Below are 16,960 nucleotides of genomic sequence, written 5' to 3' on the forward strand. Positions count from 1 at the left end.
TCCTGAAGCGAAGCGGAGCAGAAGAAGTACTGCTGCTTGAGTCTGAGCACCTTGCCCTCGTACTTGTTGTCGTTGGGATAGAGAACCTTGGAGATATTCTCGGCGTCGTTCTTCTCCTTGACAGCGAGGTCGTACTCGGTGTTGTTGAACGCGGTGAAGTCGAAGTCGTTGACAGCCTCAGCCTGCCACAGACGGAGGGTGTTGATGTTGTCGGTCTTGCAGCCGATTACAGCCATATCGTAGGGAACTGCCTTTACGGTCTGATCCTTGAACGCTACGGTGACGGTCTCGTCCTCCTTGCGGATGCACCACGGATCCTCAAAGCGCTGCCAGTTGTCGGCAACCTCTACCTGATAGCCGTCCTTGATGAGCTGCTTGAACAGGCCGTACTTATAGCGGATTCCGTAACCGTCGAGGGGTACCTCATGGGTAGCGGCTGAGTCGAGATAGCAGGCTGCGAGTCTGCCGAGACCGCCGTTGCCGAGAGCAGCGTCGTCGATGTCCTCGAATACGTTGATGTCGATGCCCTTCTTCTTGAGAAGCTTCTTTACCTCGTCGAGAATGCCGAGGCAATAGAGGTTGTTGTACATCATTCTGCCCATCAGGAACTCCGCGGACATGTAGTACGCGCGTCTTTCACTGTTGTGCTTTGCCTTGCTCTTTGCCCAGTTGGGAGCGATTTCGCCCATTACAGCCTTGCCGAGAGCAAGGTGAAGCTCGGAAGCGGTAAGCTCCTCAATCTTCTTGCAGTACATGGACTGAGCGGTAAGCTCAAGCTTTTCCATAATATTTGACATTATTATTCCTCCAGTCGTCCGCATTTAACAGACATTGTTTTTAATTTTTCCGCCAGTTCCTTAGTGAAAGCGTCCTCAGTCACTCTCCATGTCCAGTTGTTGCCGAGAACCGACGGTGTATTCATCCTCGCTTCCTTGCCGAGTCCGAGCAGATCCTGCATAGGCACTATAGCCATGTCCGCCTTGCTTTCGTAGGCGGTGCGGATCAGACCCCAGTTAAACGGCTCGTCAGGAGGCATTTTGCAGTATTCTCTTGCGTATCTGACGTCTTCGGGGTTAGCGGTTTCGAGCCAGCCCATCAGAGTGTCGTTATCGTGAGTACCTGTATAAACAACGCAGTTGTTTGTGTACTTGTGAGGCAGATAGTCATTTTCCTCGCCGCTGTCGAACGCGAACTCGAGAACCTTCATTCCGGGATAACCGGTCTGCTCCATGAGCTCGGTGACGTCGGGAGTGAGTGTGCCGAGATCCTCGGCTACGATTTCAAACTTGCCGACAGCCTCTTCCATCATGCGGAAGAACTTGATTCTCGGGCCGACTACCCACTCGCCGTTGATAGCGTTCTCGGCGGGATAAGGAATGGAGTAGTAGCTCGCGAAGGCGCGGAAGTGGTCGATACGGGTGATGTCGTAGAGCTTTGACGCCGCCTTGACACGCTCAAACCACCACTCGTAGTCGGTCTGCTCGAGGTAATCCCAGTCGTAGAGCGGGTTGCCCCAGAGCTGTCCCGTCTCGGAGAAGTAATCGGGCGGACAGCCTGCAACAGCGATGGGGTCGCCGTCGTCGTAGAGCTGGAAGATTTCGGGGTTAGCCCAGGTGTCGGCGCTGTCCATAGCGACGTAGATCGGCATGTCGCCCATGATCTTGATTCCGAGACCGTTTACGTACGCGCGGAAGCTCTCCCACTGCTCGTAGAACTTGAACTGAACGAACTTCCAGAAGGAGATCTCCTTTCTGAGTCTGCGCTCATAACGCGCAAGCGCCTCTGGCTCGCGCATCTTGATGTCCTCAGGCCACTCTGTCCACGACTTCATATCGAAGCTGTTCTTGACCGCCATATACAGCGCGTAGTTCTTGAGCCACTTGCTGTTCTTGCGGGTGAACACACGGAACTTCTTCTGGTCCTTTTTTCTGAAATTCTCGTGAGCGATTCTCAGAACTGCGAACCTGTTGTTGTAAATCTTCTCATAGTCAACCTGCTGAGGGTTGTCGCCCCAGTCGCGGCTGTCGAGCTCCTCCTTGGTAACAAGACCTTCCTCGACCAGCGTGTCGAGATCAATCAGGTACGGGTTGCCCGCATAGGTTGAGAATGACTGGTACGGCGAGTCGCCGTAGCTTGTCGGGCCAACGGGAAGAATCTGCCAGATTGTCTGACCTGACTCCTTGAGGTAATCCGCGAATTTGCGAGCCTCTTTGCCGATGGTGCCGATTCCGTAGGGGGAAGGAAGCGAAGTGATGGATAATAATACGCCTGCGCTTCTTGCCATAAATAATCAACTCCATTCTGACGGATATTAATTTTTCTATGTCCTCGCTGATTTCCTCGTTAGTCACACGGGCACATAGTATCAAGTGTATTTTATCATAAAAAGCATTTCTTTTCAAGTATTTTAGCAAGCATTCGTTAACTTTTTTTGTAAAAGTTAGCGAATGAACCCGTCGATAATGCCCATTGATTTGGTAAGTGTGTGCACCGGTGGGTGCCTCCTCCGCCTTTTTTAACAATCATCTGCCTGAAATGTTCATAAACGGCGGGTCAGACTTTCTGCTTTCGGCAAGTGCGGCTGTCTCTGTCATACTTTTTATGGTAAAAAAACAGGACAGAAAAGCCTGTGCCTTTCTGTCCCGAATATTAATTCAGTTTATTAATTTGAGTACTTTCTTCTGTAGAAGTAGACAGCGCCGACTCCTGCAACGAGAGTGATCAGAACAGCGATCGCAGGGAATGCCTCGCCTGTCTTTACGGTGCCGTTAGCCTCTGACTTTGTAGCCTCGGACTTGGTCGCCTCGTCCTTTGTAGCGGCTGTGGTGGGCTGTACGGTGGCGGGAGCCGCGGTAGTCGCCTCAACGGTTGTGGGCTCTGCGGTTGTAGGCTCTGCTGTGGTGGGCTCGGCTGTTGTAGGCTCAACGATGGGCTCTGCGCCGTTGATTGCGGGAATTACATAGGTGTAGATAATAGGCTCGCCCTTGCCGGTCTCCGTGGATTGCGCGTTGATAGTAACGGTCACGGTTCTCTCAACGGGTGAGGGAGCCGCTTCGAGCGTCCATGTCTGCTGTTTTTCCTCGCCGACCTTCAGGCTCGGATAGGCGACTCCGCTGCTGCTGCCTGTAACGGTAACGCCTTCGGGCAGATCAAGGTACATGCCGACGCCGCTGAGCTCGCTGTTGCCTGTGTTGCTGACGTAGGAGGTCAGTCTGACGGGATTGTAGCTGTTGCCGTCCTCAGAGATGGTGAAGCTGCCGTCGATCTTGGTCGCGCCGAGCTTGAGCTCGCTTCCTTCACTGACGTCGATATAGCCGAGACCGTAGTAGGTCGTGAGTACACGGGTTTCGCCGGGTGCAAGCTCGCGCTCGAGCCAGATAACGTTTACCGCGCTGTCGCCGATTTCCTCCGACGTATCGATCTCGGGAACAAGCGGATAATTTGAGTCGCCGAAGTTTCTGAACTGTACCACGTCGGGCTTGCCTGCGCCTGCAGCAAATGTACCTGTGCCGATCGTCTTGGGGCTCTGGAGGCTGTCGAACGCCTGGAAGGACGCGGGAATAGCATCGCCCTCAAACTGTGTCTTTGTGCTGATCGCGCCTACGCCCGCAACACGGAAGGGAGCATGGTCGTTGCCCTCAACCATGGTGTCGAGGAAGAACTTGCCGCCGACGTTCTTTGATGTGTCGGTGTTGTTTGTGAGTGTGAGTGAAAACTCGGCGGTATCCATCGCGCCGTTGGTGTTGTTGCCGATAATGCGGATGGTTCTTACAACATCGATGCCGTAAACCTTTGATGTACCGGTGAGCGTAAGGTTCGCGGGATCGACAACGTCGTCATAGAAGTCCGGAACGCTCATGCTTTCGTTTACGCTGACATACGGACGTGAGGTAGCGTCGGCAGTATCTCCGTTACGCGATATAAACGAGTACAGCAGATTGCCGCCTTTCGCGCTGAACATATCCATTCTGTTAGTGCTTGTTCTTACAATAATGTTTTCATTCTCAAGTCTCGCCGCGGAAACGCTGATAACTGCAGTTGCCGCGAGAGCCGCCGCAGCACCGATAGCCGCGACTTTTTTCATTATCTTTCTCATGATAAAATAATCTCCTTTCGGAATCCATGCGGATTTTTCCGAGATAAATATATCATCACTTTTCACCAAAGTCAACATTTTCCAAATCGAAAAAAATAAATTTTATATTTATGCAGAATCAGCCGAATTCTCCGTTTTGTCAATTGTGCACCCTGCACAACGATACAACTCTGTTTTCATGGAATACCCACAAAGAACGGCGGCACGGTTTTTTGTGAAACTTCGATAAATTCAAAACCGTATTTCTGACAAAAATCACATATACAAAAACCCTTTTAAATGGTATAATAACTACATATGCGCTCAAACAGAGTTGTAACCAAACGAGGAGGAAATATATGAAACTACACGGTATTCATGTGCCGCACAAGAAAAACACGGCACATCTGCCGCCTGTACGGCTTGAGCCGCCAAAGACCGTGGCTATCCCGATGTCCATGCACATCGGCAGACCTGCAAAGCCCGTCGTCAAGCGCGGCGACGAGGTCAAGGTCGGCACCCTGATCGCCGAGGCGGACGGATACATCTCAGCGCCGATTCACTCGAGCGTTTCGGGCAAGGTGCAGAAGATTGACGAGATCACCATTATGAACGGCTCGAAGGTGCCATGTATTCTTATCGACAGCGACGGCTTGCAGACCCCCGACGAAAGCATTACGCTGCCTGGGGTTCACGACCTCGACAGCTTCATCGACGCGGTGAAGAACAGCGGCTCCGTCGGACTCGGCGGCGCGGGCTTCCCTACCTTCGTGAAGTTTGTCACAAAGGATCTCTCGGTTTTCAAGTACGTTATCATCAACGCCGCGGAGTGCGAGCCGTACATAACCTCGGACACGCGCACGATGCTCGACCGCACGGACTCGATCAGAAAGGGTATCGAGGCGATGAAAAAGTACCTCGGCGTAAAGACCTTCATAATCGGCATCGAGGACAACAAGCCCGAGGCTATCGCGAAGATGAAGGAGCTCGCCTCACAGACAGACGGCGTTACCGTCAAGGTGCTGCCCGCGATGTACCCTCAGGGCGGCGAGAAGGTGCTGATTTACAACTGCACGGGCAAAATCGTCCCCAAGGGCGGCTTGCCGCTGGACGTCGGCGCGATTGTGATAAACGTCACGACCCTCGCCTTCATTGCGGAGTACCTCGAAACGGGCATGCCGCTTGTTGAGAAGTGCGTGACCGTCGACGGAAGCGCGGTAAAGGAACCAAAAAACGTCATCGCGCCTATCGGAATGAGCATTGCCGATCTGCTCGAGGCGGCGGGCGGCTGCAGGGAAGAGCCTGCGAAGGTGCTCTACGGCGGCCCGATGATGGGTATTGCCGTGCCCACGCTTGACAGCCCGGTATTGAAGAACACAAACGCTATTGTCGCGATGGACAGACGCGAGGCAAAGCCGCCGAGGACTACTCCGTGCATAAACTGCGGCTCGTGCATCAACCACTGTCCGCTGAAGCTCGACCCGCGCGAGATCGCGATTTCCTACAAAATGAACGACGCGGAATCGCTCGAAAAGCTCTGCGTTGACCTCTGTATGGAGTGCGGCTGCTGCTCGTACATCTGCCCTGCGCACAGACCGCTCGTGCAGACAAATAAGTTAGCGAAGTTCGTGCTCAGGCAGTATCAGAACAGCAAAAAGGAGGGCAAATGATGAACAAGCTGATTTCAACCGTTTCGCCCCACTTCCATACGCCGCGCAGCACACAGATGATAATGCTCGACGTTATCATCGCGCTCGTGCCCGCGGAAATCGCCTCGGCGATAATCTTCGGCTGGCGCGCGCTCCTTATCGTGGCGGTATGCGTCGGCACCTGCGTGCTCTCGGAGTTCCTCTTTGAGAAGCTCTGCAAGAGAGAGAACACCGTTTCCGACCTCTCGTCGATCGTGACGGGAATCCTGCTCGCCTTCAACCTGCCCGTGACTATCCCGATTTGGCAGGCGATGCTCGGCAGCGTTATCGCGATAATCGTGGTAAAGCAGCTCTTCGGCGGCATTGGTCAGAACTTCGCTAACCCTGCCATCACCGCAAGAATCATCATGCTCGTAGCGTTCTCGGGCGACATGACAAAGTGGATAACCCCAAGCGGCTTCTTCACCGACGTCAACGCCTCAACAAGCGCGACGCCGCTGCTCGCGATGACCAACGGCACCGACGTACCCTCGTACCTCGACCTCTTCCTCGGCAGACACGGCGGCTCGCTCGGCGAGACCTGCGCGCTTGCGCTTCTGCTCGGCGGCGGATATCTGCTCGTGCGCCGCGTAATAACATGGCACACTCCCGTCGCGTTCATCGGCACCGTCGCGCTCATGTCGCTCGTCTGCGGCAAGGACGTGCCCGGTCAGGTGCTCTCGGGCGGTCTGCTGCTCGGCGCGTTCTTCATGGCGACCGACTACGCCACAACTCCAAACACAAAATGGGGCAAGATCATCTTCGGCGTGGGCTGCGGTCTTATCACCATACTTATCCGCTTCTGGGGCAACTACCCCGAGGGCGTGAGCTACTCGATACTCCTTATGAATATCCTCACGCCGTACATCTCCAAGCTCACGCGCTCAAAGCCGCTGGTGGGAGGTGTTGAGGAATGAAAGACATAATCAAGCCCATCGCGGTACTCGGCGCTATCTGTCTTGTCGTCACCGCGCTGCTGGCATATATCAACTCCGTCACCTCGCCGATAATCCTCGCCGCCGAACAGAAGGCTGCAGAGGAAGCGCGGCTCGAGGTCATGCCCGAGGCAAACAGCTTTGAGAAAATCGACTCCGAGCTTCCCGAGGGAGTTACGGAAGCATACCTTGCCGACAACGGCGGCTATGTTTTCATGCTGACCACAAAGGGCTACGGCGGCGACATCAAGCTCATCTGCGGTATCCTCGACGGCAAGCTGACAAAAATCAAAACCCTTTCGCACAACGAAACGAGCGGCATCGGCTCGAAGGTAGTCGCGGGCAACTACGGCGACAACTACATCGGTAAAAGTGAGGACGATTACTCTCAGGTCGACTCGGTAACGGGCGCGACGATCTCCTCAAAGGCATACAAAAAAGCGCTCGGCAACGCGTTTGCCGCTTACGATCAACTGACGAAGGAGGCGAAGTGATGAACACCCTGCAAAATTTCTCGAAGGGTCTTGTCAAGGAGAACCCCGTTCTCGTTCTCGTTCTCGGCACCTGCCCCACTCTCGCCACCTCCACAAGCATCTCAAACGCCCTCGGAATGGGCTTGGCGGCGACTGTCGTTCTGCTCTGCTCGAACATCGTTATCTCCGCGCTGCGCAAGGTCATTCCCGACAAGGTGCGCATTCCATGCTATATCGTGCTTATCGCGGGCTTCGTTACCATGGTTCAGATGCTCGTCAAGGCGTTCGCACCCGCTCTCGACGCGGCTCTGGGAATTTACCTGCCGCTGATCGTCGTTAACTGCATTATCCTCGGTCGTGCGGAAATGTTCGCCAACAAGAACAAGGTTTTCGACTCCGCTGTCGACGCTCTCGGCATGGGCGCGGGCTTTACCCTCGCGCTGAGCCTGATGGCGCTTATCCGCGAGGTATTCGGCAACGGCACCTTCTTCGGTCTGCCTATCCCCGTACTTTACGACAACCACATCTCGATTCTCACGATGGCTCCCGGCGGCTTCTTCGTATTCGGTCTGCTCATCGCGGCGGTCAACAAGTTCTCCGCCCACAAGCCCAAGAAACAGGATTTCGGCTGCACGGGCTGTCCGTCGGCCGAGATCTGCTCGCACTCCTGCGTGAACAGAGAGGAGGCTGCGGCAAATGACTAAGCTGATCATTATCCTGCTCTCGGCGGTATTCATCAACAACTACGTGCTTTCGCGCTTCCTCGGTATCTGTCCGTTCCTCGGCGTCTCGAAGAAGCTCGACTCCGCGACGGGAATGAGCCTCGCGGTCATCTTCGTAATGCTGATGGCGACCGCGGCGACATATCCTATCCAGATTTACCTGCTCAACCCGAACGGTCTGGGCTATTTGCAGACGATCGTATTTATCCTCGTCATCGCGGCTCTCGTTCAGCTCGTCGAGATAGTGCTCAAGCGGTTCGTACCCTCGCTGCACAAGTCGCTCGGCGTTTATCTGCCGCTTATCACCACAAACTGCGCGGTTCTCGGCGTTACTATCCTCAACATCGACGAGGGCTACACCTTCCTTGAGGCGATGGTCAACTCGCTCGGAAGCGGTCTGGGCTTCTTCCTCGCGATGGTTATGTTCTCGGGCGTGCGCTCGGTGCTCGAAAAAGCCGACGTGCCCAAGAGCTTCAAGGGTCTGCCGATCACGCTCGTCGCGGCGGCTATCGTTTCGCTGTCGTTCTTAGGCTTCGGCGGCGTTATTGAAAATCTGTTCGCGTAAGGAGGAAGTTACATGGAAGCGATTCTCACGGCGGTCATACCCGTCGTAATCATCGGCGTTATCTGCGCCGCGGTGCTCGTTATCGCCGCCAAGGTCATGGCGGTCAAGGAGGACGAGAGATTCCCCGCGGTCAGGGAATGTCTGCCCGGCGCAAACTGCGGAGCCTGCGGCTTTGCGGGCTGCGACGGCTACGCTAAGGCGCTCTGCGAAAATCCCGACACGCCTACTAACCTGTGTATCCCCGGCGCGGACGGCGTTTCAAGACAGCTCAGCGATATTCTGGGCGTTGAATTCGCCGACGTTGTCGAGCAGGTCGCGGTAGTGCACTGCTCGGGCGACTGCGAGCACACGAGCGACAAGGTCGTTTATCAGGGCATTGAGTCCTGCGCCGCTGCAAAGCTGATGTACGGCGGCAAGGGAAGCTGCACCTACGGCTGCTTGGGACTCGGCGACTGCGTGAAGGTCTGCCCTCACGACGCTATATGTATCGCGGACGGCGTTGCGCGCGTCAACACAAAGGACTGTGTTGGCTGCGGACTCTGCGCCAAGACCTGCCCGAACCACCTTATCTCTCTCGTTGCGGACGTTGAAAGAGTCGTCGTCGCGTGCAGCAACAAGGACAAGGGCGCCGTCACAAGAAAGGTTTGCTCGAACGGCTGTATCGGCTGCAAAAAGTGCGAGAAGGTCTGTCCTCTCGGCGCGATAAAGGTAGTCGACAACGTGGCTGTCATCGACTACGAAAAGTGCGACAACTGCCCCGACTTCGCGGTCTGCGCGAAAAACTGCACCGTCGGCTGTATCCTCACCGCCGACCTAAGCGGTATGCACAGAGTAAAATAATTTAAAAGTACAGGACGGAGATGAAAACATCTCCGCCCTTTTGTTTTAAAGCTCTTCGTCCTCAGCGTAGTCCTCGTCGTTCTCGTCGGGATTCGCGGGAACCATGCCCGTCATCTCGTTGGTGTATACCGTGTTCATCTCGGTAACCGGGGTGTCGTCGGACTTCTTTTTCTTTTTCTTGCTCATTAAAAATCACCTCGGGGTTAGTATGCCCGAGGTGATGCTTTTTATTCCTTGACTATCAATTTTTTGATTTTATAAACGTCGCCGTCCATTACGGTGTACTGACTGCGCAGCTCACCCTTTATCTCGGGTGAAATACTCTGGTGGATATAGAGGCTGTCGATTCCGAAATCAGCCGCGCCGCCGATATCGGAGATGTAGTCGTTGCCTATCATGATGCTCTCCTCTTTTTTCAGTCCGTAGCGGTCAAAGAGCGTCTGATAATAATGCGCGTCGGGCTTTGAGCACTCCTCGTCCGAGCTGATGCACACGCCGTCGAAGTACTTGTCCAGACCGAACATATTCAGCTCGTTCTCCGTAAACACGCGCTGGGCGTTCGAGAGCAGGTATATCTTCTTGCCGTGCGCCTTGAGTGTGTCGAGCAAGTCCTGAACTCCGTCGTACAGCTTGATATACTTCGTCGAATAGCAGCGGAACGCCTCGGCGATGAAGTCGATACGGCTCTTCGGCACCTTAACGCCCTTCTGGGTGAACAGCGCGCGGAAAACCTTCTCTATCTTCACGTCGATAACGGTAAATTCGGGGTGGCGGCGGCGTACCGAAGCCTTCTCCTTGTCGACAAGTCTGCCGTACTCGCGTTTGATTTCCTGCGGAGTGTACTCGGCGCCGTGGTAGGCGTAGAGGATTTGCAGGGACTTCCAGAGCTTTGCCGACCACTCGTCGGTGTTGATGTCGATAAGGGTTCCGTATAAATCGAAAATGTAATTCTTGTACATTGAATCTCCTCCGTTTATTATACCATTATATATTGAAAAATCCGCGATTGCAATAGCTTTGAAAATATGATAAAATTTTTATCGGAGAAGGTGCTGTTATGACGAAAAAAGAAATCGCGCTCTCGGCAGTCGAGGCGCTCAAAAAAGAATATCCCGACGCGAAATGCTCGCTCGACTACGAAACTCCGCTGCAATTACTCGTCGCGACAAGGCTCTCGGCTCAGTGCACCGACGCGAGAGTCAACCTCGTCACGCCCGCGCTGTTCGCAAGATTCCCCGACGCGGAGAGCCTTGCCGGAGCGGAGGTATCTGAGGTCGCGGAGTATATCAAATCCTGCGGACTGTACAAGACAAAGTCAAAAGACCTCGTGGCGATGGCGAAGATGCTCGTCAGCGACTTCGGCTCAGAGGTTCCCGACAATATCGACGACCTCACAAAGCTGCCGGGTATAGGCAGAAAAACCGCGAACCTGATCTGCGGCGACGTTTACGGCAAGCCCGCCGTCGTCGTCGACACCCACTGCATACGTATCACGACAAGGCTCGGTCTGCACAAGGAAACCGACCAGAGAAAGATAGAAAACGCCCTGCGAAAGCTGCTGCCGCCCGAGGAGAGCAACGACTTCTGTCACCGAATCGTGCTGCACGGCAGAGCGGTATGCACGGCGAGAAGCCCCAAATGCAAAGACTGCTGCATGAACGGCTTTTGCCGCATGGGAGTAAAGGAGCTGAAAAATGGAGATTAAGCTGCTCGCGCTCGACCTCGACGGCACCGTCCTGCGCACCGACAACACCCTCGCGCCCGAGGTAAAGGACTCGATAAAACAGGCTATCGACGGCGGAATAGAAGTCGCCGTCGCAAGCGGCAGGCCGTTCTCGTCAATGCCGAAGGACGTGCTCGCGATCGACGGTATCAGCTGGGTCGTCGCCTCAAACGGCGCGGCTATATACAAAAACGGAGTACGTGCGCACTCAGACACCCTCAGTGAAGCGGACGTTCTGCGCGTGCTCGACCTCACAAAGGAGCATGACCTTATCTGGGAGGCGTTCCTCGAGGGCGAGACCTGCACCGACAAGAGATATTACGACGACCCGACAAAATACGGCTGCTCCGAGGCTTATGTCGGCTATGTGCGCGGCTCGCGCGGCTGCTGCGCCGATATGCGCGGCTATATCCGCCGCAACCGCAAAAACCTCGACAGCATTGAATTTGTCAGCACCGACAAGGCTCTGCGCGAGAGCCTTTGGGGTATGCTCGAGCGTGAGCTTCCAAATGTTTACATCACCTCGTCGTCGAAGAACTTCGTCGAGCTGATGAACGGCACCGCGACTAAGGCGAACGCGCTGAAAAGACTCTGTGGACTGCTTGATATTAACATAAAAAATACCGCCGCTGCCGGCAATGCCGACAACGACGCTGATATGCTCGCGCTCGCGGGCTTGGGCGCTGCCGTGAGCAACGCCACTCCTGCCTGTCTGAGAGCCGCCGACAAGGTCATTCCCTCTAACGACGAGGGCGGCGTGCGCGAGCTTATTAAATTTTTACTCTGATTTTTCCGCGACGGTCGGCTTCTCGCCGGTGAGGAACTCGATGCTGCGCTCGATAGCGTCGGTCGAGGTGCCCCAGTCCTTGCCGCGGTTGCGGTAGTCGAACATCGACACAAAATGCTTGATGTCGCCGTAGAGCGATTCGAGGTAGTTCTTGGTGAGAGCGGCGGTCTCTGCGTGGAAGTCACCGAGCAGCTTTGACGGAACTCCGCCCTTGCCCATCGCGGCGGTCATGATGAACTGATAGTGCTTGAGGCAGATAAAGGGCTGCTCGCTGTAGGTCTTGCGGAACTCTCCGCCCTTTGACCACTCCGCGAATACCGTGGCGACGAGGTGGAACATATCCGCCTCTACCCTGTCGCAGACGTAGCAGGAGTTCATCGTCTGACGGATAGCCTCGAGCTTCTTCTTATCGGGCTTGCCGCCGAGCTTCTTGGGCATCAGCTCGTCCCTGATGACCTCGAGGTGGGTTTCGAGAATAAGGGCGTTCGGCAGCTTCTGTCCGAGCTGTGTCATGCGCGAGAAATGGCGGTGGCAGAAGCCCTTCTTGTTCGTCGCGACTCGCACGCTCGGCTCCATCATCGCGTCGCCTGTGATAAACGTGACGTACTGCTCCTCGAGCATTTCCTCCATGCGGCAGAGAGGACAACCGCACTTCGGCGCAAAGAGGTCGTTGATAGGTATGGTAACAATGGTCTCTTTCATGGCAAAAACTCCTAAATCAGTTGATAAATACATTGTACCACATAATAATTCATTGTGGAAGTTCGGAGAGATATATTTATGAAAAAGTTTTTGAAATTTGAGAACGTGACTGATCTCGACCTCGCCCAGACGCTCGACTGCGGTCAGAGCTTCCGCTGGGTCGAACGTGAGGACGGCGGCTTTGACGGCGTGGCGTTCAATAGAAGCGTAACCGTCAGGCTCGACGGCACGGATCTATATATAGAAAACGCGGACGAGAGCGACCGCGAGCTGTGGCACAGCTACTTTGACCTCGGGCTCGACTACGGCAAAATCCGCGAGGAAATAAGCGCCATTCACCCGATACTCGCCGACGCCGCCAAATACGCTCCCGGCATACGCATTCTCAGGCAGGAGCCGTATGAAGCGCTGTGCACCTTCATCATCTCGCAGAACAACAACATCAAGCGCATAAAAGGTATCGTTCAAAGGCTCTGCGAGCAGTTCGGCGACAGGCTGCCCGACGGCACATACGCCTTTCCCGACGCAGAGAAAATGGCTTCTCTCACCGCCGACGACTTAGCACCGCTGAGGGCGGGCTTTCGCAACCGTTATCTCGTAGACGCTGCAAGGAAGGTCGCTGACGGCGATGTTGACCTTGAGAAGTGCCGCAGCTGTGACTACGATGAAGCGCGGCGCGAGCTTATGCAGATCACGGGCGTCGGAGTCAAGGTCGCGGACTGCGCCCTGCTGTTCGGACTGCACAGGATAGAGGCGTTTCCGCTCGACGTGTGGATGAAGCGCGCGATGGCGACCTTGTTTCCCGGTATGACTCCCGGGGATTTTGGACAGTACGCAGGCATAGCCCAACAGTATATTTTTCACTACAGCAGAATGAATCCGAAGCTCTTTGAACAGACATAATTAGTCAAAAAATCTCAAAAAATCTGTTGTTTTTATTATTAATATGTTGTATAATAAATATATATGTTTTGCGCACACAAAACAATAATTCAAAAATCAAACGGAGGTGTGTGAATTGGTATCCCGCGAAGACCTCGACAATTTTGACGACAGCATAGACCGACGCAGACGTCAGGCTCCGAGTCAGCCCCATCGGAACAGTGCCCGTCCACAGAGAAACGACTCATATCCCCCGAGAAACGGCTCTCAGCCGCAGCGCCGCCCGAATAACGGTGCGAGCGGACGACCCGTTTACCGAAACGCGAGCGCGCGCAGAAGGCGCGAGGCTCAGCGCAAGCGCAGACTCAGGAACCGCGCGATCATCGTCGGAACGGGCGTTGCTATCCTCGTGCTGATCATCGTGCTGTTCTCGCTCCTGATACGCGGCTGTTCATCGGGCAGCGGCGACAAGGACAAGGTTTCGACCGACACGATCGCTCAGCAGGGCGGTACATCAACCGCAACTAAGGACGAGGCGGCCAACAGCAATTCCTCGCTGTCGCAGGATCTGCAGCCGACCTACTTCAAGACGCCTGTTATCAAGGACGACAACACAAACGGCGAGCTGTACTATTCGATTTACGTTTGGAACAAGACGGGCTACGAGCTGTTCGGCGGCGACGACGAGCACTCCAAGACCTACGCCAACACCATAAACACCCTTGCAGGCAAGCTGCCGGGCATCAAGGTGTACGACATGATCATTCCGAACCACACCGAGTACGGTCTGCCCGAGCGTCTCAAGTCAGGCGACATCGTTTCGACCTCTCAGGCAGATAGCATCAAGACCGCGTACGCGGCGATGGACAAGAACGTCACCCCCATTAATATCTATAACTACCTCGCCGACCACAACGAGGAGTACATCTACTTCAAGTCCGACCACCACTGGACGGGTCTGGGAGCGTACTACGCATACAAGGCGTTCGCCGACACAAACAACATGCCCGCCCTCAAGCTCGAGGACTGCACCGAAAAGACGATCGACGGCTTCACGGGCAGCTTCACAAACTCCGCTCCGAGCCTTGACTCCGACACCGTTCACTACTGGGAGTTCCCATACGGAACAGAGATGACCCTCACCTACGACGGCGGCGCGACGGAGACCTACGACAGTCCGTATTACTCGGGCGCGACAGAGGGCTCCCTGACCTACGGCGTGTTCATCTTCGGCGACAATCCGCTGACCGTTATCAAGTCGAAGTCCGAGAACGCCGAGAAGGGCAAGAAGCTCGTTATCGTAAAGGAGAGCTACGGCAACGCCCTCGCTCCGTACTTTACAAACAACTACGAGGAGGTTCACGTAGTCGATTTCCGCTACTTCTCCTCGACCGTCGGCAAGACCCTTCCCGCCTACTGCGTGGAGAACGGTATCACCGACGTGCTCTTTGCGAACGGCGTTATGAGCGCGAACACCCAGCTCCAGCTCGACAGCATGACGGGTATGTTCAATTAGATCTTTGTCTGAAAAATAATGAAAGGAGGCGGCAGTATGATTGCGGAAAATGTCAAGGTCTCGCTGTTCGGAAGCATCAGCGAAGGACTTTACTCCGCGCGTATCGGCACGGGCAGCGTTTCAAACAAGAGCGCCTATGTCGTCACGCGGAAAAAGATAAAAGAATACTTTGACGGCGTTGTCGTGGCTGTCGCCGAATTTGAGGGGCTTGACGGAGAACGCCCGATCGTATCGACCTACGGTGAGGTTTTCTATGAGCCCGAGCTGCGAAAGATCCTCTCGCGGCTGAGAAACATAAAGCTTAAGTCGATACGCTGTCTGTACGAGAAATCCTGCGGCGGCATAATTTTCTACAAGACGCGGCAGAACACAAAGATTCTCCTCGTCAAGAACAATAACGGCAGGTACTGGAGCTTCCCGAAGGGTCACATCGAGGAGGGTGAGACCGAACAGGAGACCGCTATCCGCGAGATCAAGGAGGAAACGGGACTGGACGTTACTCTCGTTCAGGGCTTCCGCGAAATCAGCGAGTACAGTCCGTTCGGCAAGATACGCAAGCGCGTTGTATTCTTCCTCGCGCGAGCCTTCACCGACAACGTGAAGATTCAGGAGGAGGAGATCGACAGCTACATCTGGGTCGATCTGCAGCAGGCGCGCAAGCTCTGCTCCTACGACAACGACCTTCGCATAATCGAAAAGGCTGAGCTGACGATTCATCTTAAAGTATAAAAAATCGGAGAGGTTTGAATTCAAGCCTCTCCTTTTTTGTATCAAATTTGCGCAATATGCGAAAAAGCCCTTGCATTTTTTGTCAACATGTTGTAAGATTAATTATATCAGAAAATAATTTTTATGAATTTTTCGGGAGGGCGCTTATGTCACGCGAATATAAAATCAGAACCAAAAACAAAAATGTCTTTCTGCGCGTCAAGAAGGGTCACTTTGCGACCATGCACTGCCACACGAACTACTACATCGACGTGACGACTCAGAAAACCCGTCTGTCCGAGGCTGAGGCTGTCGCAAAAGAGATGGTTGCCGCCTACCGCGCGTCAACTATCGTCGACACTATCATCTGTCTTGACGGCACCGAGGTAATCGGCGCTTCCATCGCGCGCGAACTGACCGCGGACAACTTCGTCAACATGAACGCCCACCAGACTATCTACGTCGTCAGCCCCGAATTCATCGGCGGCGGTCAGATGATTTTCCGCGACAACCTTATCCCGATGGTTCACAACAAGCACGTCCTGATTCTCGCCGCGTCCGTCACCACGGGCAAAACCGCTCTCGCAGCGGTCGACGCAATCAAATACTACGGCGGTATCGTCGTAGGTATTTCTGCAATTTTCGCGACTGTCGAGGAGTGCGACGGTCACCCCGTCCACTCGATTTTCGACCCGAACGACCTCGGCGACTACCAGAGCTACAAGCCGCACCGCTGCCCGATCTGCCAGCGCGGCGAAAAGATAGAGGCTCTCGTCAACAGCTACGGCTATTCGGCGCTCTGATACAATTTCATGGCATAAATCAAGGGTCGGCACTCAGCCGACCCTTCAATATTTTAAAGAATTGAGTTGATAAGTCCGCCCTTTTGAATGATGTTCTGAATGAACTCGGGGAAGGGCTCTGCCTGATATGTCTTGCCTGTGGTTTCGTCGGTGATGACGCCCGTGTTGAAGTCAACCGAAACCGTGTCGCCGTCCTTGATTTCCTTCGCAGCCTCGTCGCACTCGAGAATCGGAAGTCCGATGTTGATCGAGTTGCGGTAGAAGATTCTCGCGAAGGTCGACGCGATCACGCAGGAAATGCCGCTCGCCTTGATAGCGATGGGAGCATGCTCACGCGAGGAGCCGCAGCCGAAGTTCTTCTCGGCAACCATGATGTCGCCCTCATTCACCTTGTTGACAAACTCCGCGTCTATATCCTCCATGCAGTGAGCCGCGAGCTCCTTGTGGGACGCAGTGTTGAGGTAGCGCGCCGGAATGATTACGTCGGTGTCGACGTTGTCGCCGAATTTATGTACTCTGCCTTTTGCGTTCATTGTCTTTC

19 protein-coding genes are annotated in these 16,960 nt (G+C 54.5%); 12 read left to right on the forward strand and 7 right to left on the reverse strand.

Annotated elements, in window-relative coordinates; genetic code table 11:
* The 3 genes from JKK62_RS12575 to JKK62_RS12585 form a co-directional block, all read right to left on the reverse strand.
* The coding region (locus JKK62_RS12575) for a glycogen/starch/alpha-glucan phosphorylase (RefSeq protein ID WP_201428176.1) at positions 1–797 on the reverse strand (797 nt) is incomplete at its 3' end.
* 2 nt (positions 798–799) lie between these two features.
* On the reverse strand, positions 800–2,284 hold the full coding sequence (gene malQ, locus JKK62_RS12580) for a 4-alpha-glucanotransferase (RefSeq protein WP_201428177.1): 1,485 nt from the start codon (positions 2,282–2,284) through the stop codon (positions 800–802).
* A gap of 378 nt (positions 2,285–2,662) precedes the next feature.
* Positions 2,663–4,084 (reverse strand): hypothetical protein, encoded by a 1,422-nt coding sequence (locus JKK62_RS12585; RefSeq protein ID WP_207752189.1) that lies wholly within the window; start codon positions 4,082–4,084, stop codon positions 2,663–2,665.
* Positions 4,085–4,434: 350 nt separating this feature from the next.
* On the opposite strand from JKK62_RS12585, the gene rsxC reads away from it, so the two are divergent.
* From rsxC to JKK62_RS12615, 6 genes are read left to right on the forward strand one after another with little or no spacing between them, the layout of a single operon-like run.
* Complete coding sequence (gene rsxC, locus JKK62_RS12590) at positions 4,435–5,745, forward strand: electron transport complex subunit RsxC (protein WP_201428179.1); 1,311 nt, start codon at positions 4,435–4,437, stop codon at positions 5,743–5,745.
* Positions 5,745–6,680, forward strand: a complete 936-nt coding sequence (locus JKK62_RS12595) for an RnfABCDGE type electron transport complex subunit D (RefSeq protein WP_316609103.1) — start codon at positions 5,745–5,747, stop codon at positions 6,678–6,680. The genes rsxC and JKK62_RS12595 overlap by 1 nt, the downstream gene beginning before the upstream one ends.
* The gene (locus tag JKK62_RS12600) at positions 6,677–7,192 is read left to right on the forward strand and encodes an RnfABCDGE type electron transport complex subunit G (RefSeq protein WP_201428181.1); all 516 of its coding nucleotides are present in this window, start codon (positions 6,677–6,679) and stop codon (positions 7,190–7,192) included. Before JKK62_RS12595 ends, JKK62_RS12600 begins: the two co-directional genes overlap by 4 nt.
* Positions 7,192–7,875, forward strand: a complete 684-nt coding sequence (rsxE, locus tag JKK62_RS12605; protein ID WP_201428182.1) for an electron transport complex subunit RsxE — start codon at positions 7,192–7,194, stop codon at positions 7,873–7,875. Before JKK62_RS12600 ends, rsxE begins: the two co-directional genes overlap by 1 nt.
* On the forward strand, positions 7,868–8,458 hold the full coding sequence (locus JKK62_RS12610; protein ID WP_201428183.1) for an electron transport complex protein RnfA: 591 nt from the start codon (positions 7,868–7,870) through the stop codon (positions 8,456–8,458). The genes rsxE and JKK62_RS12610 overlap by 8 nt, the downstream gene beginning before the upstream one ends.
* A 12-nt stretch (positions 8,459–8,470) precedes the next feature.
* A complete protein-coding gene (locus JKK62_RS12615) occupies positions 8,471–9,298 on the forward strand; it encodes an RnfABCDGE type electron transport complex subunit B (RefSeq protein WP_201428184.1) in 828 nt (275 codons plus the stop codon).
* Between the two features lie 45 nt (positions 9,299–9,343).
* Here JKK62_RS12615 and JKK62_RS12620 read toward each other — a convergent pair whose 3' ends face one another.
* Together JKK62_RS12620 and JKK62_RS12625 are read right to left on the reverse strand one after the other, a co-directional pair.
* Positions 9,344–9,484, reverse strand: a complete 141-nt coding sequence (locus JKK62_RS12620) for a hypothetical protein (protein WP_201428185.1) — start codon at positions 9,482–9,484, stop codon at positions 9,344–9,346.
* A 41-nt stretch (positions 9,485–9,525) separates the two neighbouring features.
* Positions 9,526–10,257, reverse strand: a complete 732-nt coding sequence (locus tag JKK62_RS12625) for an HAD family hydrolase (protein ID WP_201428186.1) — start codon at positions 10,255–10,257, stop codon at positions 9,526–9,528.
* 98 nt (positions 10,258–10,355) lie between these two features.
* Between JKK62_RS12625 and nth the strand changes: the two genes are divergently transcribed.
* Both nth and JKK62_RS12635 read left to right on the forward strand, forming a co-directional pair.
* Entirely contained in the window at positions 10,356–11,003 is a 648-nt protein-coding gene (nth, locus tag JKK62_RS12630) for an endonuclease III (protein ID WP_201428187.1), read from the forward strand.
* Complete coding sequence (locus JKK62_RS12635) at positions 10,993–11,808, forward strand: HAD-IIB family hydrolase (RefSeq protein WP_201428188.1); 816 nt, start codon at positions 10,993–10,995, stop codon at positions 11,806–11,808. The genes nth and JKK62_RS12635 overlap by 11 nt, the downstream gene beginning before the upstream one ends.
* Here JKK62_RS12635 and JKK62_RS12640 read toward each other — a convergent pair.
* Positions 11,800–12,510 carry a DUF6062 family protein gene (locus JKK62_RS12640; protein ID WP_201428189.1) on the reverse strand — a complete coding sequence of 237 codons (711 nt, stop codon included), beginning with the start codon at positions 12,508–12,510 and terminating at the stop codon, positions 11,800–11,802. The genes JKK62_RS12635 and JKK62_RS12640 overlap by 9 nt on opposite strands.
* A 78-nt stretch (positions 12,511–12,588) precedes the next feature.
* Here JKK62_RS12640 and JKK62_RS12645 point away from each other — a divergent pair, with 78 nt between their 5' ends.
* The 4 genes from JKK62_RS12645 to JKK62_RS12660 all read left to right on the forward strand — a co-directional run bounded on the left by JKK62_RS12645 (position 12,589) and on the right by JKK62_RS12660 (position 16,419).
* Entirely contained in the window at positions 12,589–13,413 is an 825-nt protein-coding gene (locus tag JKK62_RS12645; protein WP_201428190.1) for a DNA-3-methyladenine glycosylase family protein, read from the forward strand.
* 115 nt (positions 13,414–13,528) lie between these two features.
* On the forward strand, positions 13,529–14,908 hold the full coding sequence (locus JKK62_RS12650) for a DHHW family protein (RefSeq protein ID WP_201428191.1): 1,380 nt from the start codon (positions 13,529–13,531) through the stop codon (positions 14,906–14,908).
* Positions 14,909–14,944: 36 nt separating this feature from the next.
* On the forward strand, positions 14,945–15,637 hold the full coding sequence (locus tag JKK62_RS12655) for a bis(5'-nucleosyl)-tetraphosphatase (protein ID WP_201428192.1): 693 nt from the start codon (positions 14,945–14,947) through the stop codon (positions 15,635–15,637).
* 146 nt (positions 15,638–15,783) lie between these two features.
* Positions 15,784–16,419: a type I phosphoribosyltransferase gene (locus JKK62_RS12660; protein ID WP_201428193.1), complete on the forward strand. Its 636-nt coding sequence runs from the start codon at positions 15,784–15,786 to the stop codon at positions 16,417–16,419.
* Between the two features lie 53 nt (positions 16,420–16,472).
* Here the strand turns inward: JKK62_RS12660 and leuD are convergent, their stop codons facing one another.
* Positions 16,473–16,952, reverse strand: a complete 480-nt coding sequence (gene leuD / locus JKK62_RS12665) for a 3-isopropylmalate dehydratase small subunit (protein ID WP_201428194.1) — start codon at positions 16,950–16,952, stop codon at positions 16,473–16,475.
* Positions 16,953–16,960 lie beyond the last annotated feature (8 nt).

Source organism: Ruminococcus difficilis, from assembly GCF_016680995.1.

Excerpts from the sequence above, each read along its gene's own strand:
- malQ (WP_201428177.1), bottom strand. The coding sequence starts at position 2,284 with ATGGCAAGAAGCGCAGGCGTATTATTATCCATCACTTCGCTTCCTTCC.
- JKK62_RS12585 (WP_207752189.1), bottom strand. The coding sequence starts at position 4,084 with ATGAAAAAAGTCGCGGCTATCGGTGCTGCGGCGGCTCTCGCGGCAACT.
- rsxC (WP_201428179.1), top strand. The coding sequence starts at position 4,435 with ATGAAACTACACGGTATTCATGTGCCGCACAAGAAAAACACGGCACAT.
- JKK62_RS12595 (WP_316609103.1), top strand. The coding sequence starts at position 5,745 with ATGAACAAGCTGATTTCAACCGTTTCGCCCCACTTCCATACGCCGCGC.
- JKK62_RS12600 (WP_201428181.1), top strand. The coding sequence starts at position 6,677 with ATGAAAGACATAATCAAGCCCATCGCGGTACTCGGCGCTATCTGTCTT.
- rsxE (WP_201428182.1), top strand. The coding sequence starts at position 7,192 with ATGAACACCCTGCAAAATTTCTCGAAGGGTCTTGTCAAGGAGAACCCC.
- JKK62_RS12610 (WP_201428183.1), top strand. The coding sequence starts at position 7,868 with ATGACTAAGCTGATCATTATCCTGCTCTCGGCGGTATTCATCAACAAC.
- JKK62_RS12615 (WP_201428184.1), top strand. The coding sequence starts at position 8,471 with ATGGAAGCGATTCTCACGGCGGTCATACCCGTCGTAATCATCGGCGTT.
- JKK62_RS12620 (WP_201428185.1), bottom strand. The coding sequence starts at position 9,484 with ATGAGCAAGAAAAAGAAAAAGAAGTCCGACGACACCCCGGTTACCGAG.
- JKK62_RS12625 (WP_201428186.1), bottom strand. The coding sequence starts at position 10,257 with ATGTACAAGAATTACATTTTCGATTTATACGGAACCCTTATCGACATC.
- nth (WP_201428187.1), top strand. The coding sequence starts at position 10,356 with ATGACGAAAAAAGAAATCGCGCTCTCGGCAGTCGAGGCGCTCAAAAAA.
- JKK62_RS12635 (WP_201428188.1), top strand. The coding sequence starts at position 10,993 with ATGGAGATTAAGCTGCTCGCGCTCGACCTCGACGGCACCGTCCTGCGC.
- JKK62_RS12640 (WP_201428189.1), bottom strand. The coding sequence starts at position 12,510 with ATGAAAGAGACCATTGTTACCATACCTATCAACGACCTCTTTGCGCCG.
- JKK62_RS12645 (WP_201428190.1), top strand. The coding sequence starts at position 12,589 with ATGAAAAAGTTTTTGAAATTTGAGAACGTGACTGATCTCGACCTCGCC.
- JKK62_RS12655 (WP_201428192.1), top strand. The coding sequence starts at position 14,945 with ATGATTGCGGAAAATGTCAAGGTCTCGCTGTTCGGAAGCATCAGCGAA.
- JKK62_RS12660 (WP_201428193.1), top strand. The coding sequence starts at position 15,784 with ATGTCACGCGAATATAAAATCAGAACCAAAAACAAAAATGTCTTTCTG.
- leuD (WP_201428194.1), bottom strand. The coding sequence starts at position 16,952 with ATGAACGCAAAAGGCAGAGTACATAAATTCGGCGACAACGTCGACACC.